Genomic DNA, 22,991 nt, shown 5'->3' on the forward strand with positions numbered 1-22,991 from the left:
CCACGGCGCCGGCCCGAACGCGCAACTCACGCCGCCGAAACGGGAGACTCGCGCTGTCGAGAGGGGAGACTCGCGCTGTCGAGAGGGGAGACTCGCGCTGTCGAGAGGGGAGACTCGCCGAACCCAGCGCGAGTCTCCCGTTCAGCCCGGGCGAGTCTCCCGTTCGGGCCGGGCGAGTTGCGCGTACGGACATGCGGTGGGCGGGGTCAGGGCCGGTGCGGGCCGCGGGCCTCGTGGACGATCGCGGGCGGCAGGTTGCGCCACACCGTGCGGCTGGTCGTCACCTCGGCGAAGTGGGCGCGCAGGTCGGCCAGCTGGCGCCGCGCCGGCGGGGCCCAGCGCGTCCAGGTGTAGCCGAACTGCGTGAACACGCCGTCGGGCGCGAGCACCTGCGTGATCACGGTGTGCAGCCCGCGGCCGTCCGGGCCGGGGGAGTATGCCACCCACGGCAGGCCGCTGACCACGGCGTCCGCGGCCGGGATGCCGTGGTCGGCCAGCAGGCGCGGCAGCTCGCGGGCGTCGGCCCGCACGACGTCGACCTCGGGGTGCCGCTCGGCCAGCAGGTCGGCCCAGCGGGCGTTCAGCTCGACGGCGACGTGCCGCGCCCGGCCGCCGGTGTGCTCCTGGATGGCGCGGGTGAACGCGCCCGTGCCCGGGCCGAGCTCCACCACGACCGGCGCCGCGCCGGCGGGCAGCGGCCGCACCATCGCCGCGGCGAGGGCGGGGGAGCTGGGCGCCACGGACGCGGTGTGCAGGGGGTCGCGCACGAACTCGCGGACGAACCGGCCGGTGTCCACCCACGCCGTCACGGGGGCAGCCTACTGGGCCCCCGACGCGCGAAACCATGCGACGAACGGCACTTTCGTCGGCACCTAGCCGACGAAAGTGCCGTTCGTCAGGCGGGGATCCCGAAGAACCCGGGCCTTCCCCCGCCCGAGGGTTCGCCCGTAACGTCGGCGGTGATGCCCGTCACGTGAGGGGGACCGCCGTGCATCCGCACCGACTGCAGCAACTCGTGGCGACCGTGCCGGACAACATCGACGCCGACCAGCGCGCCCGGCTGCTCGCCCACGTCCAGGCCTCCGACCGCTGCCGGGTGCGGGTCGAGCGCGTGCGCGCGGAGCTGGACGAGGCCCTCGACGGCGCCGGTACCGCCGACCGCGCCGTCGACCTCGCCCGCGAGCTGGACGGCCTCGAACGCGTCCAGGAGCGCATGGACAAGGGCCTCTGCGGCCTGGTGGACGAGCTGACGAGCACGCCGCGCCTCGTGCGCTACGACGACGGCGTGCCCGTCTGATCCGCTCGCAGGAACTCGCGGGCGGCGGCTGCCCCCGCCGCCGCGTCCCACCCGGTCGGCCCGATCACCGCCACCACGTGCGCCTCGTCGACGGCGGCGTCCGCGGCGATCAGCGCGTCGACGGCGCGCGCGTCCGGTGCCGCGCCGGCCAGGCCCGGCGCGTCCTGCACGAACTCGCGCACGAGCTCGCGGCACCGGTCGTCGTCGGTGGCGGGCAGGCCGACGGAGGCGAACCCGTCGTCGGGCTCGTAGGCGGCGCGCCACCAGGTGCCGCCGGAGAAGCCGTAGACGAAACCGACCCACAGCCCGCGGTCCAGCGCCGCGCGGGCCGGTGGCTCCCACCAGGACGGGGCGCCGGCGAGCAGGTCGGTCTCCGGCTCCTGGAAGTACTCCGCCGCCGTGGCCCAGTACGTGTCGGAGTACTCGTGGTCGTGCCCGACGAGCACGGCCCGGCCGTCGCCGAGGTGGTGCAGGTCGGCCCAGTTGCCGCCGCCGTCGTCGAAGTGCCACACGGACCCGTCGGCGTGGCAGCCGTCGCCCCAGCCGCGGGCCGCGCACACCGCCGCGAACGCGGCCCACCGGCCGCGCATCCGGCCCGGCTGCGGCAAGTCCAGTGCGACGAGCTCCATGGCGTCCCCCTCGGATCGGCGCCATGCTCCCAAGGGCGCTACGACGACGGCGCGCCGGGCCCGTCGAGCAGGGCGAGCAGCGGGCGCAGACCGTCGGGGCGGTGGTCGACGGGCAGGTGCTCCACGAACCGGACCGCGCAGCCGATCGCGGCGGCGCCTGCGTCGGCGGTGCGGTCGTCGCCCACCATCAGGACGTCGTGCGGGTCGGTCCCGATCGCGTCGCAGGCGATCCGGAACAGGGCGGGGTCCGGCTTCTGGATGCCGTGCTCGTAGGACAGGACGTACGCGTCCACGAGGGGGTCGAGCCCGTGGCCCCGCACGACGGGCCGCAGGTCCCACCCGATGTTGCTGATCACGCCCACGCGGACGCCGCGGCGCTGCAGCACCCGCAGCACGTCGGCCGCATCGGGATAGGGCCGCCACGCCGCGGGCGACATGTGGCGCTCGTACAGCGCGTCGTACAGGCGCGGCTCCGGGAGCGCGACCTGCCGGGCCAGCCCGGTGTAGGCGCCGCGGTGGCGCTCCGCGCTCTCGTCACGGGTGGCCCAGAGCTCGACCAGCGGCGCGGGCACGACCCGTGGGGCCGTACCGCCGGGCAGGGCGCCTGCCCGCTCCAGCTCCTGCGCGAGCCGGGTGACCTCGGCCGGCGGGAGGACCGTCCCGGTCTCCTCGAGCACCGCGGAGAGCCATTGGTGCGTGTTCTCGATGCGGAAGAGGGTCCCGGAGAAGTCGAAGAGCACGCCCTTGATCGCCATGGCGCCATGCTCCCGTTCATGCGGCGGGCCGGTGCACCCGGGCCGCCGCGCCGAGGAGCGAGCGCCGTCACGGCTGCTCGAGGAGCCGCTCCGTCTCGCGCCGCAGCTCGAGCACCCGGCCGAACGCGGCCTCGTCCAGCTGCACGTCGTCCCAGGTGACGACCGCGCCCTTGGCGACGTCGCGCCGCAGCTCGACGTGGTGGGCGAGCGCGATCGGGAGCGCGCGCCGCGCGACGGACGCCCGCGCCGAGATCAGCTTCCCCCAGACGGTGTAGCCGCCCTCGCCGTCGAGCACGTCACCGGCGACGAGGTCCTTCTTGGCCGTCGCCACGACGTCGGCGGAGAACCCCTTGGGCGCACCGGTGGCGATGCCGCGCAGGACGGCGTTGGCGATCGAGACGCCGAGCTCGAGGCCGATGTAGTGGTAGGGGCGGAAGAGCGCGGCGTACCGCGACGTCGGGTCGGCGTGCCAGGCGTACTCGGAGAAGCACCCCGCGACGTAGTCGTTGGGCGCCTTCACGACGACGAAGACGCCTTCCTGCGTGTTGTGCGGGATCGGGGTGCCGTCGCGGGTGACGCTCGACATGACGTCGACCGATCCCTCGTGCGCCAGGACGCCGCCGACCTCGCGGGGCCGGCAGATCGTCGCGATCTGCTCGACGTCGCCGGGGGTGAAGGTCAGGCCCTCGTCCGAGGGCACCAGGCCGGCGGCGTTGGCCACCGCGGCCATCTCGATGGCCGCCTTCGTGCCGTCCCGGAACGCCGTGTGCATGTAGGGGTTCAGCTGCCCCGAGTCGGTGAGCTCCTTCGAGAACTCCCAGTGCTCCCACACGTTGTCGGGGTTCATCTCGTGGTAGTGCTCGAGGTACTTGGTCCCCTTGCCCGCGCACACCACGGGGAAGCCCGAGGTGCGCGCCCAGTCGACCAGCTCCATGATCAGCGCGGGCTGGTCGCCGTAGGCCATCGAGTACACGAGCCCGCGGTCGGCCGCGCGGCGGGCGAGCGCGGGCCCGACCACCGCGTCCGCCTCGACGGTCACCATGATCACGTGCTGGCCGGCGTCGAAGGCGGCGAGGACGTGCGACGTGGCGACGATCGGGTTCCCGGTGGCCTCCACCACGACGTCGACGCGGTCGGTGAACAGCGCGGACGCGTCCGGGAGCACCGCGGTGGTGCCGTCGGCGAGCGCGGTGGCGAGGTCGTCGGTGACGGCGTCCTCGGGCCAGTCGACGAGCTTCAGCGCCTGGTGCGCCCGGTCGAGGTTGATGTCGGCGATCGCCGCGACGTGGATCCCCGGTGTCGTGCGCGCCTGGGCGAGGAACATCGTGCCGAACCGGCCGGCGCCGATGAGGCCCACCCGGATCGGGGCGCCGTCGCGCTCACGGGCCTGCAGCAGGTCGTGCAAATTCACGGGGGCTCCTGGACTGCTAGAGTGGTACCGGTTCCAGTTGTGTACCACGCACGTTTCGCCAGGGTCAACGGTCCAGCGCGGAGGGAGCGGGATGAAGAAGGCGGCCACCATCCGCGACGTCGCCGCCCACGCGGGGGTCTCCGTCTCGGTGGTGTCGCGCGTGCTCAACGGCACGGGCCCGGTCGCCCCGGCGAAGCGCGCCCAGGTGCTCGAGGCCATCGACACCCTCGCCTACCGTCCGCGCGCCGCGGCGCGCGAGCTCAGCCATGGCCGCAGCGACACGATCGGCCTGCTGCTCGCCGACCTGACCAACCCGTTCTTCGCGCGCCTCGCCGACCGCGTCGTCGCCGAGGCGCGCTCGCGCGACCTGCAGATCCTGCTCATGACCACGCAGGAGGACCCGCACCTGGAGGCGCAGGCCCTCGACACGCTCCTCGACCGCTCCGTCGGCGCCATGATCGGCACACCCACCGGGCACAACGTGGAGCGTTGGGAGAAGCTCGCGGCCCTCGACATCCCGGTCGTCTTCGTCGACCGCGCCCTCGGCGAGCTCGCGCAGGTGGACGTGGTGAGCATCGAGAACGTCGGGTCCGCCGTCACCGCCACCCGGCACCTGCTCGACCGCGGCCACACGCGCGTCGGGATCGTGTCCGGCCCCCTCGACACGAGCACGGGCATCGAGCGGGTGCAGGGCTACGAGCAGGCCCTGCGCGAGCGGGGCATCGCGCGCGACGACGGGCTGGTGCGCCCCGCCCCGTTCCGCGGCGACCTCGGAGCCGAGGTCGTGGCCCAGATGCTCGCGCTCGACGATCCGCCGACCGGTCTCGTCGTCGCCAACACCGCGCAGGTGCGGGTCGTGCTGCGGATGCTCGCCCAGGCCCGCATCGCGATCCCGGACGACCTGTCGGTGGTGGTCTTCGACGACAACCCCTGGACCGAGCTGATCCGGCCGCCGCTCACCGCGGTCCGCCAGCCGATCGACATGCTCGCCCTGCACTCGGTCGAGCTGGCGCACGCGCGGATGCGGCAGAAGCTGCCCCCGGCACCGCGGCGCATCCGCGTCGTCGCCGAGTTCCTCGAACGGTCCAGCACTGCCAGGATCTGATCACCCGTCCCCGAACTCCCAGGAGCCCCCATGCCCCAACCGGTCGTCGTCACCGCGGTCTTCGTCCCGCAGCAGGGACGTCAGGAGGAGGCCCGAGCCGCGATCCTCGGAGCCCTCGCCGACGTCCACGCCGAAGCGGGGTGCGAGCTGTACGCCCTGCACGACGCCGCCGACGGCGCCCTTGTCCTGATCGAGAAGTGGGAGTCGGTCGAGCTGCTCGACGCCCACGGGAGCGGTGAGCCGGTCGCGCGGCTGGGCCGGGCGATCTCCGGGCTGCTCGAGAAGCCGCCGGCCGTCGTGCGGATGACCCCGGCGCCCGGTGGTGACCCGGTGAAGGGGCGCCTCTGAGCCGGTTCCCCCAGCGAGAACGGCCTCCGGCTCACGCACCACGAGGCGCGTGAGCCGGAGGCCGTGGACGAGGTGGGCCCCGCTCAGCTCGTGCGGTCGTCCTTTGCGGGCGCCGCGCCGTTCCCGCTCGCGCTGTTCTCGTCCGCAGTGTCCTTACCCGCGTCCGGGTGCGGCTTGACGGCCACGACGAACTCGTCGCCGTACTTCTCGGTGCCGAACTCGACCGCCTGCTCGACGGCTGCGGCCGAGCGCCGGTCGCGGCGCATCAGCGGGTCGTTGTTCAGGTCCTTCGCCAGTGCGATGCACAGCACGACCATCACCAGCGCGAACGGCGCCGCCGAGATGATGGTGATGTCGCGGATGCCGGTGAGGGCGTCGTCCTGACCAGCCCCGACCGCCAACATGATGCCTGCGATGGCGCCCATCACGACGCCCCAGAAGATCACAACCCCACGGGCGGGCTCGATCGTGCCGCGCTGCGACAACGTGCCGGTGACCACCGACGCCGCGTCGGCACCGGAGACGAAGAAGATCGCGACGAGCGCCATGGCGATGATGCTCATCAGCCCGCCGAGCGGCAGCGAGTGGAGGAGGCCGAACAGCTGGCCCTCCAGGCCGGCGGACGCGAGGTCGTTGCCGTCGCGCTGCGCCTGGATGGCCGCGCCACCGAAGATCGCGAACCAGAGCAGGCTCACCGCGCTCGGGATGAGCAGCACGCCGACGACGAACTGCTTGATGGACCGCCCGCGGCTGATCCGGGCGATGAACATGCCGACGAACGGCGTCCAGGAGATCCACCAGGCCCAGTAGAAGACCGTCCAGCTGGACAGCCACTCGGCGGTGGCGTCACCGCCGGTGGCCGCCGTGCGCGCGGCCATCTGGGCCATGTCGCCGAGGTAGTCGCCGATGGCGGTCGGAACGAGGTTGAGGATGAGGATGGTGGGCCCGGCGACGAACACGAAGAGGGCCAACACCCCGGCCAGCACCATGTTGATGTTCGACAGCCACTGGATGCCCTTGGCGACGCCGGACACAGCTGATGCGACGAACGCGATCGTGAGCAGGGCGATGATGCCGAGCAGCAGGGGAGTTTCGGCCGGCGGCAGGCCGTTGGCCTCGAGACCTGCGCCGATCTGCAATGTGCCGAGCCCGAGCGACGCTGCCGAGCCGAACAGGGTGGCGAAGATCGCCAGGATGTCGACGAACTTGCCGAACGCGCCTTGCGTGCGGCGCTCACCGAGCAGGGGCGCGAACGCCGAGCTCACGAGCTGGCTGCGGCCCCGGCGGAAGGTGCTGTAGGCGATGGCGAGACCCACCACCGCGTAGATCGCCCACGGGTGCAGGGTCCAGTGGAACAGGGTGGTGGCCATCGCGACGTCGAGCGCTGCGGGGGAACCGGCCTCGACGGTGCCCGGCGGTGGGCTCGTGAAGTGGCTGAGCGGCTCGCTGACGCCGTAGAACATGAGACCGATGCCCATGCCCGCGCTGAACATCATCGCGATCCACGAGACCGTGCGGAACTCCGGTCCCTCGTCATCGGCGCCGAGCGGGATCTTGCCGTAGCGGCTGAACGCGAGCCACAGCGCGAACACGACGAACCCGCTGGCGATGAGGACGAACGCCCACCCGCCCGCGTTCATCACCCCGCCGAGAACAGCCGTGGACACCGCGCTCAGCGTCTCGGTGGAGATCACGCCCCAGGCGATGAACGCGACGACGAGGACCGCCGCGATGCCGAAGATCCACCGATCGATCGGCTTCTTGGCCTCGGCGTCCAGAACGAGCGAACCCGGTTCCATCGGCGGCGCGGACTCGGCGCTCTCGGGCGTTTCGTGAACCGTCATCCCGTCTGGGCCCTGGTGCGTGCACCAGAGCCTTCCCCCTTCCGTGACTCCTGGCTGCCGACACCCTCCTCACACCGAGCGACGGCGTCAACTCGGAGGGCCCGACGGCGACCTGCTCGTTACACGTCGCCCGGATCTGCGGTGATGTCGGCGCACATGATCGCGGCGACCGCCCGGCTCGTTCAAGCCGTGGCGCGCGCCGCCCAGCACCGGCTGCCCGCCGCGGTAGCCGCGGAAGCCGGGGGGAACTCGCGATGGGGGAGCGTCACCGCAGGGGTTGTCGACAGGCTCAGCCGGGGCCGTTCTCGTCGTCGTCCTGGCCCGCGAGGAAGCGCTCCACCTCCGCGGCGAGCTCGTCGGCGCTCGGCAGCTCGCCCGACAGCCCCATGCTGGAGCGCTCGCCGCGCCCGGAGGCGACCATGTCGTACTGCCGCTCCAGCGCCTCGACCACCTGGCGCACCTCGTCGGACCCCGCCACCTGCTCGGCGATCTCCGCCTCGGTCTTCTCCGCAGCGGCGGAGACCGTCTCGGTGGGCAGGTAGAGCCCGGCGGCGAGGCCGACGTGGTCCAGCAGCACGCGCGCGGCCTGCGGGTACTCGGCCCGTGCGAGGTAGTGCGGCACGTGCACGGCGAAGCCCATCGCGTCGAGCCCGGCCTCGCCGAACCGGAACTCCATCAGCGCGACGGCGCTGCCCGGCACCTCGGCCGTGGCGAACCACGCCTCGTGGCCCTCGGTGAGCTCCGGGCGCGTGCCGTGCACCGTGACGCCGATCGGACGGGTGTGCGGCACGGCCATCGGGATCGCGGTGAGGTTGATCACCAGCCGGACGCCGAACCGCCGCACGACCTGTTCCACGGCGGCGCTGAACCGCTCCCACTGCATGTCCGGCTCGGGCCCCGCCAGCAGCAGGTACTCGGTGTCGCCGGTGTCGGTGAGCGCGACGACGTCCAGCTCGGGACGCGTGTAGTCGGCCCAGCGGTCGGTCTCGAAGCGCAGCGGGGGGCGGCGCGACCGGTAGTCGACGAGCTGGTCGACGTCGAAGCGCGCCACCAGCCGCGGCTCCCGGCCCTCGTGCAGCGCCTCCACCGCCAGCCGGGCGGCGGCACCCGCGTCGACGAACCCGTCCAACGCCACGAGCAGGACGGGCTCGTCCAGCTGCGGCGCGTCGGGCGCCACCTCGTACAGCTGTTCCGGGTCCAGCACGGCACACCTCCGCCTCTCGACGGGGCCCCGAGGGCCCCGCCCGTCGCACGTCTCCACACCTGCAACGTGAGTCTGCCCGCACAGCATCCCGTTCCCGCGCCCGGAGGCGCACCATGGGGCCGAGATGAAGCTGCAGCACCGCCTCTGGGTCGTCTGGTCCGTCGGTCTGGCCGCCTACCTGGTGGGCGTCATGCACCGCACCTCCTTCGGCGTGGCGGGCCTGGACGCGGCGGCGCGGTTCGACGCGGCGCCCGCGGCGCTCGCCGGGTTCGTGGTGCTGCAGCTCCTGGTGTACGCGAGCCTGCAGATCCCGGTCGGCGCGCTGCTCGACCGCTTCGGCGCCCGGCGGCTGATCGTCGCAGGCGCGCTCACGATGGCCGCGGGCCAGCTCCTGCTCGCCCTGGCAGGCGGCATCGCCACGGCGGTGTTGGCGCGGGTGCTGGTGGGCATCGGCGACGCGCTGACGTTCATCAGCGTCCTCTCGGTCGTCACGAGCTGGTTCCCGGTGCGGCGCGTGCCGCTGATGACCCAGCTGACCGGGCTCATCGGTCAGCTGGGGCAGGTGCTCTCGGCCGTCCCGCTCGCCGCGCTCCTGCACGGTCCGGGCTGGACCCCGGCGTTCGTGTCCGCCGCCGCGCTCGGCGTGGCCGTCGGGCTCGCGGCGCTGGCCGTCGTGCGCAACCGGCCGCCGGGCGCACCCGCCCCGCCGCAGGCCCCGAGCCCGCGCGAGGTGCTCGACGGCGTGGTCTCGTCGTGGCGGGAGCCGGGCACCCGGCTGGGCTTCTGGTCGCACATGGGCACCCAGTTCTCCGGCATGGTGTTCGCGCTGCTGTGGGGGGTGCCGTACCTGGTGGCCGGGCAGGGGATGTCGACGGGCGCGGCGAGCGCGATGCTCACGCTGCTGGTCGTGGCCGGGCTGGTCGCCGGGCCCCTGTTCGGGGAGTTCACCGCGCGGCACCCGCTGCGCCGCTCGTGGCTCGTGCTCGCCGTGATCGCCGCGACGGCCGCGGTGTGGACGGCCGTGCTCCTCGTCCCGCCGCCCGCGCCGCGCTGGCTGCTGGCGCTGCTCGTGGTCGTGCTGGCGCTCGGGGGACCGGCGTCGATGGTCGGGTTCGACTACGCGCGGACGTTCAACCCGGGGCACCGCCAGGGCACCGCCGTCGGCATCGTCAACGTCGCCGGGTTCCTGGCCTCGCTGGTCGTCTCCCTCGCCGTCGGCGTGCTGCTCGGAGCGACCGCGGGCCCGGACGGTTACACGCCGGAGGCGTTCCGCATCGCCTGGGTGGTGCAGTACGCCATCTGGGTTCCGGCGCTGGTCGGCGTCCTGGTCGCCCGCAGGCGGGCCCGCCGCAAGATGGCTGCGGAGGGGGTCGTGGTGCCGTCGCTGCGCGCGGTGCTGGCGGCGCGCCGCGGGGCCCGCGCCTCGAGCCGCGTGCGCTGACCCGCCTCCCCGCCGCCACGTCCCGTCATGATCGGGGTCGAGCCCGTCACCCGTAAGTGGCAATGATTATCATCTGCGCGTTCGGTTCCGACGACGGGAGGAGGCGGCGTGCGCATCGCGTTCGTCGGCAAGGGCGGGAGCGGGAAGACGACGTCGGCGGCGGTGTTCAGCCGCTACCTCGCCGAACTGGGCAGGCCGGTGCTCGCGATCGACGCGGACATCAACCAGCACCTCGGCCAGGCGCTCGGGCACGACGGTCCGCCGCCGCGCGCGCTCGGCGCGGACCTGGCATGGCTCAAGGAGCACCTGCGCGGCACCAACCCGCGCATCGCGGGTGCCGATTCGATGATCAAGACGACGCCACCGGGCCCGGGCTCCCGGCTGCTCGACCTGGACCCGGAGGGTGAGCTGCTCCGGCGCCACACGGCGGTGGCCGGGGGCGTGCGCTACCTCGTCACCGGTGAGTTCGACGAGGCCGACATCGGCGTCTCCTGCTACCACTCCAAGACCGGTGCGGTGGAGCTGTACCTCAACCACCTCGTCGACGGGCCCGGCGAGTACGTCGTCGTGGACATGACCGCGGGCGCCGACGCCTTCGCGTCCGGGCTCTTCACTCGCTTCGACCTCACCGTGCTGGTCAGCGAGCCGACCCGGCGCGGGGTCGGCGTCTACCAGCAGTACGCCGAGCACGCCCGCGGCCACGGCGTCGCGCTGCGGGTGCTGGGCAACAAGGTCACCGACCCCGACGACGTCGCCTACCTGCGCGAGCAGGTCGGGGACGCCCTGCTCGGCTGGTTCGGGCAGTCGGCGTGGGTGCGCGCCGCCGAGCGCGGCTCCGTCGCCCCCGTCGGGTCGCTCGAGCCCGCCAACCTCGCCGTCCTCGACGCCGTGCTCACCGCCCTCGACGAGCGGCAGCGCGACTGGGCCGCGTACCACCGCGGCACCGTCGAGTTCCACCTGCGCAACGCCGCCGCCTGGGGGAACCGCGCCGTGGGGGCCGACCTCGCCGCGCAGGTCGACCCCGACTTCGTCCCGGGGCCTGGCGCCCTGCCCACCGTCCGTGCGTAACTGATCGAGCACGGTCCGTCAGTAGTTCTACTACCAGGAGGTCCTGTGTCCCTCGACGTCCCCACCCACGTGCTCTCGGCCGCCGAGCGCGGCGAGCTCGACGACGCCCAGTTCGTCGCGGTGGTGCGCGATTCCCTGCCCTACGCATGGGAGGTCGTCAGCGCCGCCGCCGACGACCGCGCCGCGCGTCCCGACGCCGCCTTCGGCGAGCACGAGGTGCCGCCGCCGTCGGAGAAGGAGCGCGGCCAGCTGCTGCGCGCTCTGGCGAGCAACGCGATCCGCGGCGCGCTGGAGCGCCACTTCGGCGTGGTGTTCGCCTTCCAGAACTGCCACCGCGTGGCCGCGTTCGCCCCTGCGGACGTGGACGGCGCGGTGTACCGCGAGTTCATCAGCCCGCGCGGCCAGGTCCTGAACCAGAGCCCGGAACTGCGCGACTGCTAGAAGCTCGTGAGTGGATACGAGTGCCTGAGCGCTCGTATCCACTCACGAGGTCTCACTCGGCGAGCAGTCGGTAGATCGCCTTGCGGGCCTCGGTGATCGTGGTCGTCGCCGTCGCGACCTGCTCCGGCGTGCCCGCCGCCATCACCTGCGCCGCGGCCGCGTGCAGCTGGCCCAGCTGCTCCCACAGCTCGCCCGCGCCCTCGTCCTCGGCCTCGCGGCCGACCGACGCCCAGACGGCGTCGAGCTCGTCGCGGTGCTCCTCGACGTAGCGCGTGCCCTCCTCGGTGAGGTGCACGACGCGACGGCCCTCGGTCTGCTCGACGCGGACCAGGCCCTCGTCCTCCAGCTGCGAGAGCGTGGGGTAGACCGAGCCGGGGCTCGGCCGCCACGCGCCACCGGAGCGCTCCGCGATCTCCTGGATGATCTCGTACCCGTGGCGCGGCTTCTCGGCCACGAGCGCGAGCACCGCCGCACGGATGTCGCCGCGCGACGTACGGCGTCCCCGCCGCCCGCGTGGGCCGGGGAAGCCGCGCATGCCCGGCCCGAACGGCGGGCCGAAGCCCGGCCCGAACCCGGGTCCGAAGGGGTGCCTGCGGCCGCGGTGCCGGTGTGCGCCGCGCTCGACGTCCTCGTCGTCGACGGGACCGGCGAACGGCGGCACGGGCGGCCCGGCCGGGGGGAAGGGCCGGCGTCCGCGGCGACCGCGGGGGCCGAAGCGCGGGCCGTCCCAGTGGGTGTTCTCGGTGTTCATGTCGTCTCCTTCGTCCTGAGCTTCTGACTAGCTCGTGTGCCATCACGATATATCGCGATAGTGCTGGCGGCAAGTGGCCGGCTCGCGGCGGCGGTCACACCGGTCCGGGAACTACCGGCGGGCCCCGCTCGTCGGAGAGGGGACGGAGGAGGGGCGGATGGTTCTGAAGGTCCTGGGGATCGCGGTGCTCGTGTGGCTCGCGTTCACCGTGCTGGGCGCGATTTTCGAGTTCCTGACCTGGGCGCTGGTGATCGGCGCCGTGGTGTTCGTCGGTGCGGCGGCGTACTCGGCCGTCAGGTCGCGGTCGCGGCGGTCCCTGGGCGGGTAGCCGGGGTCAGCGGCGGGTCGTGACGCCCGCGTTGCAGGTGCGCTCCACGTAGGTGCGCACCCGCTCGCCCGCGCCCGCGAACTCGGGCGAGTTGAGCCGGGCGGTGAGCTGCGGGTCGCGGGTGAGCGCCGATGCGTCCCCGCCGCTCGCCACCAGCGCGTCGAGCTGCAGGTCGAGCGCCTGCACCGTGCGCTCCACGTCGTCGCGGATGTCGGCGGGCGCCGTCAGGGCCATGTCGCTGCCGGCGCGGCGCACCACGGCCACCGTCTCGGCCAGCTCGTCGGGCGGCACCTGGCCACGGGCGACGAGGCCGTTGAGCGGGCGGATCGCCTGCAGGTTGGCCTGCGCGGCGGCGCAGAACGGGCTGGTCGACGCGGCGGCGGTGGTACGGCGCGGGTCGGGGGAGTCTGCGTCGGCCACCGAGCTGCCGCAGCCGGTCAGCACCACGAGAGCGGCGAGCGCGCAGATGCGCGGGATCGGGCTCATCGCAGTTCTCCTGATGACGGCGTGGTGCTGCCTCCGAGGGTAGTCGGTGCCGTGGCGGGCGCCTGTCGAGCGGTCGGGATCGTGCCCCGATCCGGGCACGGTGGGCGGCCGCCTCGGAACACCCGGCCCGGCTCGCTCGTTGAACCGGACATGCCGAAGGTCGGACCGCGCCGCGTCGCGGCGTTCCACGCCCTGTGGCGGGCGGTCTCGCAGTCGCGCCGCGGCGCGCCCGGCATGGGTGACCGGCTGCGCGCCCTGCCCCGCATGCTGCGCGATGCCGTCTCCGGGCGGTACCCGGAGCTGTCCCGCGGGCGGCTCGGGCTGATCGTGCTCGCGCTGGTCTACCTGGTCTCGCCCGTCGACCTGGTGCCCGAGGCGTTCCTCGCCCTGCTCGGCCTCACCGACGACGCCGTCGTGGCGCTGTGGCTCGGCGGGGCCTTCCTCGCCGAGACCGACCGGTTCCTCGAGTGGGAACGCCACCAGCCCACCGTGGTGGACGCGCCGCGCGAGTAGCGGGACAGGGATCTTGTCGCCGGGTGCGGGGCTGCATACGGTGTGCGCATGCCGGTCCTCGGGGTCCACCTCGTCGAGGGGATGCACACCCCCGCTCAGCACGCCGAACTGCTCGTCGCCATGAGCACCCGGTACGCGGAGGTGACCGAGGTGCCGCTGGAGCGCGTGCGCGCTCACATCACGCTGCACCGGCCCCAGCTGTGGGCCAACGGTGGCATCCCCGCCGACGGCCGGTCGGCCCCCTACTTCACGGCAGCGGTCTTCGCCGACCGCCCGGCGGAGGCGCGCCGCAGGTTGCTGGGCGCGCTCACCGACCTCGTCGTGGACGTGCTGGGCGTCGACCGCAGGCTGGTGCACGGCGAGGTCGTCCCCGTGCGCCCGGAGGACTGGGTCGTCGGTGGCACGTCCGCGGGCGCGGCCCGCCGCGTCCTCGGAGCGCGCTGAGGAACGTCGAACGGGACGGGCCGGGCCCTGGAGCCCGGCGCGGAGGGGCTGCCGTTCGTCGCGCGGGTCCCGGACGGGGCCCTTTCCGGGCCGCGGGCCGTGGCCCCGCGGTGGTAGGCATCGCGCCGTGGGAACGATGCGCGTGATCACCCAGCTGTCGACCGGCGGGCCGGAGGTGCTCGAGCTCGGCGAGAGGGACATCCCTGAGCCCCTGCCCACCGAGATCCGGGTGCGCGTCGCGGCCGCCGGGGTGAACCCGGTGGACTGGAAGACGCGGGCCGGCGCGGGGATGGCCGCGGTGCTCGGGCCGCCGCCGTTCACCGTCGGCTGGGACGTCGCCGGCACGGTCGACGCCGTCGGCGCGGGCGTCACCCGCTTCTCCGTGGGCGACGCCGTGTTCGGGATGCCGTGGTTCCCCCGGCAGGCGGGCGCCTACGCCGAGTTCGTCACCGGGCCGTCGCGCCACTTCGCGCACCGCCCGGCGGGGCTCTCGGAGGTGGAGGCGGCGGGCCTGCCGCTGGCCGGGCTCACGGCCTGGCAGTGCCTGGTCGACATCGCCGCGGTGGAGCCGGGGCAGCGGGTGCTCGTCCACGCCGCAGCGGGCGGCGTGGGGCACCTGGCCGTGCAGATCGCCAAGGCCCGGGGCGCGTACGTCATCGGCACCGCGTCGGCGGGCAAGCACCACCTCCTCCACGACCTCGGCATCGACGAGGCGATCGACTACCGCGCGGAGGCGTTCGAGAAGGCGATCGAGCCGGTCGACCTGGTGCTCGACCTCATCGGCGGGGACGTCGCGGTCCGCTCGCTCGACGTCCTGCACCCCGACGGCAGGCTGATCTGCCTGCCATCGGCGGCCGCCACCGACGCGCTCGCCGCCGCGGCCGAGCGCGGGTTCCGGGCCACCGCGATGCTCGTCGAACCCGACGGCGACGACCTCGAGGAGCTCGCCCACCTCGTCGAGGACCGCAGGCTGCGCGTCCTCGTGGCCGAGACCTTCCCCCTGGAACGGGCCTCGCACGCCCACCGCGCCGGGGAGCTGGGGCGCACGGCGGGCAAGCTCGTGCTCACCGTCTAGCGCCGCGGCGGAAGCGGGACTCGCACGACGAACGGCACTCTCGTCTGCTAGGTACCGACGAAAGTGCCGTTCGTCGGCGGGGCGCCTGCCGCCTAGCGCTCGGAGTCGCAGGTGCGGGCCTCCGTCAACTCCGGGTGGCCTGGTGAGACGATCTCGGCGGGGAGCAGGCAGGCGCGCACCGCGCCGTCGGGCTCCACGACGAACCGCGCCACGGCCGTCCGCGCCGACGCCGCCGACAACCGCGGCCAGACGAAGTTGCCCAGCCCCCACGCGATCGGCCGCTCGCGGTAGGTCCCGAGGGTGCCGAGCCGGTGCTGGTGGTGGCCGAAGATCCCGTCCGCGCCCGCGTCGATCATGGCCTCGGCGCGGCGGACGTCGTCGGCCCGCGGCTCGGTGTCCAGCTCCATGCCCCAGTGGATCGTCACGAACACCAGGTCGGCCACGGCGTCGGCGGCGCGGACCGCGGCGACCATCCGCTCGGTGTCGTCACCTGCGGCGACGCCGGGGGAGTCCGGGGTGGCCGCCCAGTCGGGGTCGACGAGGACGTCGCTGAACCCGAGCACGGCGATGCGCCACCCGCGCCGCTCGAGGACGGCGGGCACGTGGGCGGCGTCCCGGTCGGCGCCGGTGCCGACCGGTGCGATGCCGGCGTCGCGGACGTGGCGGATCGAGTCGAGCAGGGCCTCGTGCCCGAAGTCGAGGGAGTGGTTGTTGGCGAGGTTCGCGACGTCGACGCCCGCGTCGTACGCGGCCGGCAGGGCGGCGGGGTCGCAGCGGAAGTTGAACGCCTGCGGCGCGATCGTGCCGCGCGTCGAGACCGGGCACTCCAGGTTGACGATCGTCAGGTCGTCGGTGGCGAACAGCCCGTCCAGCCCGGACCACGCGTGGGCGTACCCGTGCTCGGCCAGGGCGGGGACGTAGTCCGGGTCGAGGCTGACGTCCCCGGCGCCGTGCACGACGAGCCGTTCCCGCGCGGGTGGCGCCGCCACCTCCGCCTCCACGTCGGCAGGCGCCGGCGCCACCGGTGTCGCGCACGCCGCGAGCAGCAGGGCCGGCACCGCGACCGTCACGAGCTCCCGGACCCCCATGTCCGTCTGTCGGCGGGAGGCGTGGGCCCGTTTCCGCGGGACGCGGTAGATCACCGGACCGGGATCACCGCGCGCAGCAGCGCTCCGGGAGCCGCGTCCGCCACCACGATGGTGCCCCCGTGGTGTGCGGCGATGTCGCGGGCGATGGGCAGCCCGAGCCCGGAGCCGCCGGCGTCGCGGGCCCGCGCCTCGTCGAGCCGGGTGAACCGGTCGAAGACCGCCTCGCGGTGCTCTGCGGGGATGCCCGGACCGTCGTCGGCCACCTCGAGGACGGCCTCCCCGGCCCGCTCCCGCAGCCCGACCACCACCGTGGTGGCGGCGTGGCGCACCGCGTTGTCCACGAGGTTGGCCACCAGGCGACGCAGCTGCTCGCCGGACCCGTGCACGAGCGTCCCGGGCTCGATCCGCATCTCCACGCGGACGTCGGTGCGTGGCCGGGTGCGCATCGCCTCCTCCGCGGCGACCTGCCCGAGCTCCACCTCCTCGTGCTCGGGCGGTGCGCCCGCGTCCAGCCGGGCGAGCAGCAGCAGGTCCGTGGTGAGGCGCTGGATGCGCTCGACGTCCGTGAGCGCCTCGGCCGTGAGCGGCTGCGGCGGGGCGATCTCCAGGCGGGTGCGCAGCACCGCGAGCGGGCTGCGCAGCTCGTGGGCGGCGTCCGCCACGAACCTGCGGTGCCGTCCGACGGCCTGTTCGAGCCGGTCGAGGGTCCGGTTGGTGGTCTGCGCGAGCCGCGTGACCTCGTCCCGGGCCCGCGGCACGGGCACCCGGCGGTGCAGGTCGGTGGCGGTGATGTCGGCGAGCTCGCGGCGGATCGCCGAGACCGGGGCCAGCGCGCGACCGACCGCGAGCCACGTGAGGCCCGCGACCAGCAGGAGCAGGGCGGGGACGCCCGGGAGCAGCACCGCGCGGAGGGTCTCGAGCGCGGCGGCGGCCGGTTGCAGCGAGGCCCGCGCCTGCACGAGGACGTCCCCGGCCTCGGTGCGCACCGGCAGGGTGGCCACGGCGAACGCCCCGGGGGCCGGGGCGGCCGCCTCCACCGGCACGGCGGGTTCCACGACCCGGGTGATGTCCAGGCCCTCGACCGGCGGGACCGTCGGAGCCGGCCGGACGACGACGTCGGGCGCGAGCCGGCTGCCCCACGCCGTCTCGCCGTCGGCGCGCATGAAGCGCGGTTCGGCGGCGTCCAGCAGGTCGGCGGCCACTGTGGCCCGCCGCTGCGCCTCCACGGCCGCACTCTCCTCGAGGCTGTCGGTGAGCACGCCGACGAGCACCGCGGAGGCGACGCCGAGGGCCGCCGCGACGATCGCGGTGGCCGCGAGGGTCGCCCGGAGCCGGACCGACAGGCGGCGCGGCGTCACGGCGTCGCCTCCAGCCGGTAGCCCGCCCCGCGGACGGTCACCAGCGACGTCCGGCCGAACGGCGCGTCGATCTTGCGGCGCAGCGCGCTCACGTAGACCTCGACGATGTTCGGGTCGCCGTCGTAGGCGAAGTCCCACGCCTGCGCGAGCAGTTCGCGCTTGGACACGACCTCGCCGGGGCGGCGGGCGAGGCCGTGCAGCACGGCGAACTCCTTCGGGGTGAGCGCGATGTCCACGTCGCCGCGCCGGCACCGCAGCCCGGCCGGGTCCAGGCACAGGTCGCCCACCGTGATCGACACCGGGCGGGCCGTGCCGCCGCGGCGCACCAGCGCGCGCAACCGGGCCAGCAGCACCACGTAGGAGAACGGCTTGGACAGGTAGTCGTCGGCGCCGGTGTCGAGCGCCTCGGCCTCGTCGTGCACGCCGTCCTTGGCGGTCAGCATCAGGATCGGGGTCCAGTTCCCCGCCGCCCGCAGGGCCGCGCAGAGCGCGTAGCCGTTCAGCCGGGGCAGCATCACATCGAGGACGATCACGTCGTAGGCGTTCTCGGTGGCGAGCCACAGCCCGTCCCGCCCGTCGTGCGCGACGTCCACGGCGAACCCCTCGCCCGCGAGCCCGCCCGCGAGCACGTCGGTCAGCCGTCGCTCGTCCTCCACCAGCAGCATCCGCACGGCGAGCAGTCTCGCGCCCACGCCTGAGGCGAACCTGAAGACGCGTTCGGGCTCCTTCAGCCCCGGTTCAGCCCGGCCCCGACAGGCTCCGCCCGTTCTGTCCGACGAATGGAGGAAGATCATGCGGATGCGCAGCATCGGAGCCGCCGTGGTGGTGGCCGCGGCCCTCTCGGTCACGCTGACGGGCGCGGCGAGCGCGGGGGAGCCCGACCACGACGCCGACGATCGCGCCGCCGACGCCGTCGTGGTCGTGCGCTGCGAGGACGGCGAGGTCGTGCGCCGCGCGCCCACCGAGGACGAGCGGAGGTGGATGCGGACACGGGTGCTGCCGGCCGAACCCGCCCGGCCCACGGTGCCCGTGCGACCCGCCGAGCCCGCTTGGACCGTGCCCGAGCACGGCGCGTGGGTGGAGGCAGGCCCGCAGGGGCCGGTGCGCGTCGTTCCCGCCGAGCCGGGGGAGCCGGCCCCGGTGGAGTGCATGCCGGCCCGGCCCTGACCCGCGGTCGTGCGGTGCCCGGTCGGGGGCGGCACCGCACGACCCGCGGTCAGGTGCGCCTGCGGACCTGCGCCACCACCTCGCGCACCCGCTGGCGGATGCCCCGCAGCTCGGTGAGGTAGAGCCAGTAGTCGGGGTGGACGCCGGCCAGGCGGTCCCGGGCGTTGTCCAGCCGCACCGACTGGGCGTCGAGGATCGGGCCGAACTCGCTGACGAGCCCGCGGTCCACGACGAGGCGCTGCGCGTCGCGCAGCACGAAGCGGGTGTCGGCGGCGTGCCGGGAGGGGTCGGCGCGCACGTCGCGCAGCGCGGCGAGCCGGTCGGTGACCGCCTCGTGCCGGTCCTCGGCGCGGGAGAGCGCGGAACGGGCGGCGGTCACCGCGTCCGACGCGGCGTCCCAGTCCCCGGAGTCGGCGTGGCGCCGCGCGTCGGCCAACGCGCGCTCCGCGGCGGTGATGGCGTCGCGCGCCGCGGCCTCGGCGCCGGTCAGGTCGCGCGAGCACGGTTCGGAGAACTCCCGGCGCAGCGCCGACATCGCGGGCTCGATCCGTTCGGCCTTCGTCGTGGCCGCCGATCGGCGGGTCGCGATGCTGCTCAACGCGGAGCGCACCTGCGCCGCGGTCTGCGGGGCCTCGGCGGCGAGGGCGGCGGCCGAGCGGGCGATCTCGAGGGTGCGCCGCGCCGCGTCGCGCCGCTCGCGCAGCCCCGCGCCGACGGCGTCGAGAGCGGCCGCGCTGCGCTCGGCCTCCGCGAGCCGGTCCTCGGCGCGCCGGGAGCGGACGCCCGAGGTGGCGGCCTCCTCGACGGCGGCGCGGGCGGAGACGAGCGCTGTCCTGGCCTCCTGCACGGTGCGCGGCAGCGTCGTGAGGGCGTACGCGGCCGCGTCGAGCGTGCGCGAGTGCGCCGCGTGGAACCGGCGGATCGTCTCCCGGGCCCGCTCGATCTCGCGCAGTGCCTTCTCGTCGGCCTCGCGGGCCCCGCGGACCGGCGCGCTCCCGTCGAGCGGGTGCTCCTGCGTGGCGGTCAGGTAGGCGTTCGTGGCGCTGTCCCCGGCCGCCGCCACCTCGGCCCACTCGCGGGCGAGCCGGCGGTCGCCGCCGCCCAGCTCCGTGGCGGCCCGCACCGCGTCGGCGACGGCGCGCTGCTCGTCGTCGAGGGCGAGGAAACCCTGCGTGGCCGCGTTGCGGGCGGCCTGGACGCGTTCGTCGGGGAGCTCTCCTCCACGCTCGGACCTGCGGAACACCTCGCTCCCCTCGTGCGCCGGCGCGCCAACCGTACCCGGACCGGCGGCCGGTGAGCAGGGGCTGCCACAGCGCGGCGTGACCGTGCTCGCGGTCTCTTGACGTGCGACGGATCCGCCGATCCTGATCACCACCGGGTTCCCGTCCGGCGCAGCGGACGCGACGACCGACGGCCGAGGATGCTCCGTTCGCCGGTACCGCCCCCGTACCGGCGCGTGCCACTGGTACGCCGAGCGGGATCCGGCGGGGGACAGGACGTGGACGTGCGGTGAACGGCGTGCCGCTCGCCGGCGTCCCGGCTGGTGAGCGCGCAGCGTGCCGCTCGTCGCGCCGCCCGGTCCGGCGGCCTCAGTTCCCGCCGCGAGGGGCTTCCCCGCCGGCGGGCTGTGGTTAACGTTGCCCCCGGATCGATAACGACCCGGTCACAGACCGGACACGGACCGAACGCCCCCCGACGGTCCGCCCCGCACCCCCCGAGCGGGATGTCCGGCCGGGTCAGCAGGAGATCCGGAAGGAAAGGTCGTGGCTCGGCACCGCTCCCCCCAGGGCCGGCGCGCGCACCTCGGGCCCCCGCTGTCCGCCGCCATGGCGGCAGCGGGGGTCGGTGGCGCCCACCGGTCGATCCCCGTCCCGCAGCTGACCTCGTCGCTGCCGGCCCGGTTCGTGGCCACCGCCGTCGTCGGCAGTGCGCTCGCGGCCACTGCACAGCACGCGCTCGCGGAGACCCTCCCCGACGCCGCGGACACCGCGGCGCTGCGGGTCGCCGTCGAGGAGATGATCGGCACGTCGGCGCGGGCCGAGGTGGCCGACGTCGCGGACACCGTCATCGCACCCGCGGTCGCTCCGGTGCTGCCGGAGACGGCTGCCGTGGCCGACCTCCCCATGGCCGACGCGGCGTCGCTCGTCAAGGCGGCAGACCTGCAGCGCGCGGCCGCGGAGGCCGCGGAGGCCGCCGCAGCAGCCGCGGCCGAGGAGGCCGCCCGCGCCGCCGAGCAGGCCCGCCTCGCCGAGGAGGCCCGCGCGGCCGAGCAGGCGAAGGCCTCCGTCGGTGGCGCCGTGCAGATGGTCACGGGCCGCGTCACCTCCGGGTTCGGGTCGCGGTGGGGCCGGGCCCACCAGGGGCTGGACATCGCCGCTCCGATCGGCACGCCCATCCACGTCCCGCTCGCCGGCACCGTGATCGACTCCGGCCCGGCGTCCGGCTTCGGCCAGTGGGTGCGGGTGCGGCACGGCGACGGCACCGTCACCGTCTACGGCCACATCAACCGCTCGCACGTCAAGAAGGGGCAGGAGGTGGCCGCGGGTGAGGTGATCGCCGAGGTCGGCAACCGCGGCCGCTCCACCGGCCCGCACCTGCACATCGAGGTCCACACCCCGGGCGGCAAGAAGATCAACCCGCGCCCCTGGCTGGACGAGCACGGCATCGTCTACTGACGCCCGCCGCTACTCGACGGACCCGTTGTCGAACGCCTCAAGCGCGCGGATCTTGTTCGTGGCGTCGAGCGCCGCCACCTTGTACGCCTCCGACAGCGTCGGGTAGTTCAGCACCGTGTCGACGAGGTAGTCGACCGTGCCGCCGCAGCCCATGATCGCCTGCCCGATGTGCACGAGGTCGGTGGCGCCGGTGCCGAAGACGTGCACGCCCAGCAACGTGCGGTCGTCGGTGGAGACGAGCAGCTTGAGCATCCCGTAGGAGTCGCCGACGATCGCGCCCCTCGCGAGCTCCCGGTAGCGCGACATCCCCACCTCGTAGGGCACGGCCGCGGACGTCAGCTCCGCTTCGGTGCGCCCGCAGTAGGAGATCTCCGGCACGGTGTAGATGCCGATCGGCTGCAGCTCCTGCAGCTCGCGCGCCGGCTCGCCGAACGCGTGGTAGGCCGCGAGCCTGCCCTGGTCCATGCTGGTGGCGGCCAGCGCCGGGAAGCCGATCACGTCGCCGACGGCGAAGATGTGCGGTACCTCGGTGCGGTACTGCTTGTCCACGGTGATGCGGCCCCGCTTGTCGGCGGCCAGCCCCGCCTTCTCCAGGTGCAGCTCGTCGGTGACGCCCTGGCGGCCCGCCGAGTACATCACCATGTCCGCCGCCACCCGCTTGCCGCTGGCCAGGCTCGTGACGGTGCCCTTCGGGGTGATCTCGACCCGGGAAACCTCCTCGCCGAACCGGAAGGTGACGGACTGGTCGCGCAGGTGGAACTTGAGCGACTCGACGACCTCCGGATCGCAGAAGTCCAGCATCTGCGGGCGCTTCTCGACCACGGTGACGCGCGTGCCGAGCGCGGCGAACATCGACGCGTACTCGATGCCGATCACCCCGGCGCCGACCACCACCAGCGAGCCCGGCACGCGCTGCATGCGCAGCACGCCGTCGGAGTCGAGCACGCGCTCGTCGTCGAACTCGACCTCGGCCGGCCGGGCCGGCTTCGTCCCGGTGGCGATCACGATGTGCTCGGCCGTGACGGTGTTGTGGTCACCGCGCGCCTCGCCCTCCACGGTGACGGTGTGCTCGTCCTCGAAGCGGGCCGTGCCGCCGAGGAGGTCCACGTGGTTGCGCAGCAGCTGGTTGCGGATCACCTCGACCTCCCGGCCGACGACGTGCTGCGTGCGGGCCAGCAGGTCGGCGATGGTGATCTCGCTCTTGACGCGGTAGCTCGCGCCGTACATGTCCCGCTGCGCGAACCCGGTGAGGTAGAGCACGGCCTCGCGCAACGTCTTCGACGGGATGGTGCCGGTGTTGACGCAGACGCCGCCCATCATGTCGCGCCGCTCCGCGACGCAGACGCGCTTGCCCAGCTTCGCGGCCGCGATCGCCGCCTTCTGGCCACCCGGGCCGGACCCGATCACGAGCAGGTCGTAGTCGTACACGCGACGGTCCTCCCCATGTCGACGGGCGGCCGGACGGCCACCCGCGCGGGCCCCAGCGTCGCGGCAGGCGCGCCGCGCGGCAAGCGCGGGAGGCGAATGGTCCCCATTAGCACTCGCCGACGACATCTCGTCCCG

The 22,991-nt window shown here is 74.4% G+C and carries 25 protein-coding genes; 12 read left to right on the forward strand and 13 right to left on the reverse strand.

Annotation, left to right across the window (positions count from 1 at the left end; translation table 11 throughout):
- Window positions 1-206 precede the first annotated feature (206 nt).
- A complete protein-coding gene (locus FB558_RS16095; RefSeq protein WP_246106546.1) occupies window positions 207-809 on the reverse strand; it encodes a class I SAM-dependent methyltransferase in 603 nt (200 codons plus the stop codon).
- Between the two features lie 179 nt (window positions 810-988).
- On the opposite strand from FB558_RS16095, the gene FB558_RS16100 reads away from it, so the two are divergent.
- A complete protein-coding gene (locus FB558_RS16100) occupies window positions 989-1,297 on the forward strand; it encodes a hypothetical protein (protein WP_142054365.1) in 309 nt (102 codons plus the stop codon).
- Here FB558_RS16100 and FB558_RS16105 read toward each other — a convergent pair.
- The 3 genes from FB558_RS16105 to FB558_RS16115 all read right to left on the reverse strand — a co-directional run bounded on the left by FB558_RS16105 (window position 1,273) and on the right by FB558_RS16115 (window position 4,092).
- Window positions 1,273-1,926 carry a proteophosphoglycan 5 gene (locus tag FB558_RS16105; RefSeq protein ID WP_142054367.1) on the reverse strand — a complete coding sequence of 218 codons (654 nt, stop codon included), beginning with the start codon at window positions 1,924-1,926 and terminating at the stop codon, window positions 1,273-1,275. The two genes, FB558_RS16100 and FB558_RS16105, sit on opposite strands and share 25 nt — an antisense overlap.
- 38 nt (window positions 1,927-1,964) lie before the next feature.
- Entirely contained in the window at window positions 1,965-2,681 is a 717-nt protein-coding gene (locus tag FB558_RS16110; RefSeq protein WP_142054369.1) for an HAD family hydrolase, read from the reverse strand.
- Between the two features lie 67 nt (window positions 2,682-2,748).
- Window positions 2,749-4,092: an NAD(P)H-dependent oxidoreductase gene (locus FB558_RS16115; protein WP_142054371.1), complete on the reverse strand. Its 1,344-nt coding sequence runs from the start codon at window positions 4,090-4,092 to the stop codon at window positions 2,749-2,751.
- Between the two features lie 91 nt (window positions 4,093-4,183).
- Here FB558_RS16115 and FB558_RS16120 point away from each other — a divergent pair, with 91 nt between their 5' ends.
- Window positions 4,184-5,197 carry a LacI family DNA-binding transcriptional regulator gene (locus FB558_RS16120; protein ID WP_142054373.1) on the forward strand — a complete coding sequence of 338 codons (1,014 nt, stop codon included), beginning with the start codon at window positions 4,184-4,186 and terminating at the stop codon, window positions 5,195-5,197.
- A 30-nt stretch (window positions 5,198-5,227) separates the two neighbouring features.
- On the forward strand, window positions 5,228-5,545 hold the full coding sequence (locus FB558_RS16125) for a putative quinol monooxygenase (RefSeq protein ID WP_142054374.1): 318 nt from the start codon (window positions 5,228-5,230) through the stop codon (window positions 5,543-5,545).
- An 83-nt stretch (window positions 5,546-5,628) separates the two neighbouring features.
- Here FB558_RS16125 and FB558_RS16130 read toward each other — a convergent pair whose 3' ends face one another.
- Window positions 5,629-7,389: a BCCT family transporter gene (locus FB558_RS16130; protein WP_425468027.1), complete on the reverse strand. Its 1,761-nt coding sequence runs from the start codon at window positions 7,387-7,389 to the stop codon at window positions 5,629-5,631.
- A 289-nt stretch (window positions 7,390-7,678) separates the two neighbouring features.
- On the reverse strand, window positions 7,679-8,593 hold the full coding sequence (locus FB558_RS16135; protein ID WP_142054377.1) for a proteasome assembly chaperone family protein: 915 nt from the start codon (window positions 8,591-8,593) through the stop codon (window positions 7,679-7,681).
- Window positions 8,594-8,717: 124 nt separating this feature from the next.
- Between FB558_RS16135 and FB558_RS16140 the strand changes: the two genes are divergently transcribed.
- From FB558_RS16140 to FB558_RS16150, 3 genes are all read left to right on the forward strand, one after another.
- The gene (locus FB558_RS16140; protein WP_142054378.1) at window positions 8,718-10,034 is read left to right on the forward strand and encodes an MFS transporter; all 1,317 of its coding nucleotides are present in this window, start codon (window positions 8,718-8,720) and stop codon (window positions 10,032-10,034) included.
- A 108-nt stretch (window positions 10,035-10,142) separates the two neighbouring features.
- Complete coding sequence (locus FB558_RS16145; protein ID WP_142054380.1) at window positions 10,143-11,102, forward strand: ATP-binding protein; 960 nt, start codon at window positions 10,143-10,145, stop codon at window positions 11,100-11,102.
- 45 nt (window positions 11,103-11,147) lie between these two features.
- Window positions 11,148-11,543, forward strand: coding sequence for an SCO5389 family protein (locus FB558_RS16150; protein WP_142054382.1), 396 nt, complete (start codon window positions 11,148-11,150; stop codon window positions 11,541-11,543).
- Window positions 11,544-11,595: 52 nt separating this feature from the next.
- On the opposite strand, the gene FB558_RS16155 is transcribed toward FB558_RS16150, so the two are convergent.
- Window positions 11,596-12,294: a PadR family transcriptional regulator gene (locus FB558_RS16155; protein WP_142054384.1), complete on the reverse strand. Its 699-nt coding sequence runs from the start codon at window positions 12,292-12,294 to the stop codon at window positions 11,596-11,598.
- A gap of 157 nt (window positions 12,295-12,451) precedes the next feature.
- Between FB558_RS16155 and FB558_RS43270 the strand changes: the two genes are divergently transcribed.
- Complete coding sequence (locus FB558_RS43270) at window positions 12,452-12,622, forward strand: hypothetical protein (protein WP_170231352.1); 171 nt, start codon at window positions 12,452-12,454, stop codon at window positions 12,620-12,622.
- Between the two features lie 6 nt (window positions 12,623-12,628).
- Here the strand turns inward: FB558_RS43270 and FB558_RS16160 are convergent, their stop codons facing one another.
- Window positions 12,629-13,108: a hypothetical protein gene (locus tag FB558_RS16160; RefSeq protein WP_142054386.1), complete on the reverse strand. Its 480-nt coding sequence runs from the start codon at window positions 13,106-13,108 to the stop codon at window positions 12,629-12,631.
- A 150-nt stretch (window positions 13,109-13,258) separates the two neighbouring features.
- On the opposite strand from FB558_RS16160, the gene FB558_RS16165 reads away from it, so the two are divergent.
- The 3 genes from FB558_RS16165 (at window position 13,259) to FB558_RS16175 (ending at window position 15,140) form a co-directional block, all read left to right on the forward strand.
- A complete protein-coding gene (locus tag FB558_RS16165; RefSeq protein ID WP_142054390.1) occupies window positions 13,259-13,621 on the forward strand; it encodes a YkvA family protein in 363 nt (120 codons plus the stop codon).
- A 48-nt stretch (window positions 13,622-13,669) separates the two neighbouring features.
- Complete coding sequence (locus FB558_RS16170) at window positions 13,670-14,065, forward strand: tautomerase family protein (protein WP_142054392.1); 396 nt, start codon at window positions 13,670-13,672, stop codon at window positions 14,063-14,065.
- Window positions 14,066-14,201: 136 nt separating this feature from the next.
- The gene (locus FB558_RS16175; protein WP_142056480.1) at window positions 14,202-15,140 is read left to right on the forward strand and encodes an NADP-dependent oxidoreductase; all 939 of its coding nucleotides are present in this window, start codon (window positions 14,202-14,204) and stop codon (window positions 15,138-15,140) included.
- Window positions 15,141-15,232: 92 nt separating this feature from the next.
- Here the strand turns inward: FB558_RS16175 and FB558_RS16180 are convergent, their stop codons facing one another.
- From FB558_RS16180 to FB558_RS16190, 3 genes are read right to left on the reverse strand one after another with little or no spacing between them, the layout of a single operon-like run.
- Window positions 15,233-16,228: a CapA family protein gene (locus tag FB558_RS16180; protein WP_142054394.1), complete on the reverse strand. Its 996-nt coding sequence runs from the start codon at window positions 16,226-16,228 to the stop codon at window positions 15,233-15,235.
- 50 nt (window positions 16,229-16,278) lie between these two features.
- The gene (locus tag FB558_RS16185) at window positions 16,279-17,586 is read right to left on the reverse strand and encodes an ATP-binding protein (RefSeq protein WP_170231354.1); all 1,308 of its coding nucleotides are present in this window, start codon (window positions 17,584-17,586) and stop codon (window positions 16,279-16,281) included.
- The gene (locus FB558_RS16190) at window positions 17,583-18,257 is read right to left on the reverse strand and encodes a response regulator transcription factor (RefSeq protein WP_142056481.1); all 675 of its coding nucleotides are present in this window, start codon (window positions 18,255-18,257) and stop codon (window positions 17,583-17,585) included. The genes FB558_RS16185 and FB558_RS16190 overlap by 4 nt, the downstream gene beginning before the upstream one ends.
- Before the next feature lie 127 nt (window positions 18,258-18,384).
- Here FB558_RS16190 and FB558_RS16195 point away from each other — a divergent pair, with 127 nt between their 5' ends.
- On the forward strand, window positions 18,385-18,753 hold the full coding sequence (locus FB558_RS16195; RefSeq protein WP_142054397.1) for a hypothetical protein: 369 nt from the start codon (window positions 18,385-18,387) through the stop codon (window positions 18,751-18,753).
- A gap of 49 nt (window positions 18,754-18,802) precedes the next feature.
- Here the strand turns inward: FB558_RS16195 and FB558_RS16200 are convergent, their stop codons facing one another.
- Window positions 18,803-19,996 (reverse strand): coiled-coil domain-containing protein, encoded by a 1,194-nt coding sequence (locus FB558_RS16200; protein ID WP_142054399.1) that lies wholly within the window; start codon window positions 19,994-19,996, stop codon window positions 18,803-18,805.
- Between the two features lie 520 nt (window positions 19,997-20,516).
- Between FB558_RS16200 and FB558_RS16205 the strand changes: the two genes are divergently transcribed.
- A complete protein-coding gene (locus tag FB558_RS16205) occupies window positions 20,517-21,428 on the forward strand; it encodes a M23 family metallopeptidase (RefSeq protein WP_246106547.1) in 912 nt (303 codons plus the stop codon).
- Window positions 21,429-21,437: 9 nt separating this feature from the next.
- Here FB558_RS16205 and sthA read toward each other — a convergent pair whose 3' ends face one another.
- Window positions 21,438-22,856 carry a Si-specific NAD(P)(+) transhydrogenase gene (sthA, locus tag FB558_RS16210; protein ID WP_246106548.1) on the reverse strand — a complete coding sequence of 473 codons (1,419 nt, stop codon included), beginning with the start codon at window positions 22,854-22,856 and terminating at the stop codon, window positions 21,438-21,440.
- Window positions 22,857-22,991 lie beyond the last annotated feature (135 nt).

This window comes from Pseudonocardia kunmingensis (assembly GCF_006716445.1).
Classification (GTDB): domain Bacteria; phylum Actinomycetota; class Actinomycetes; order Mycobacteriales; family Pseudonocardiaceae; genus Pseudonocardia; species Pseudonocardia kunmingensis.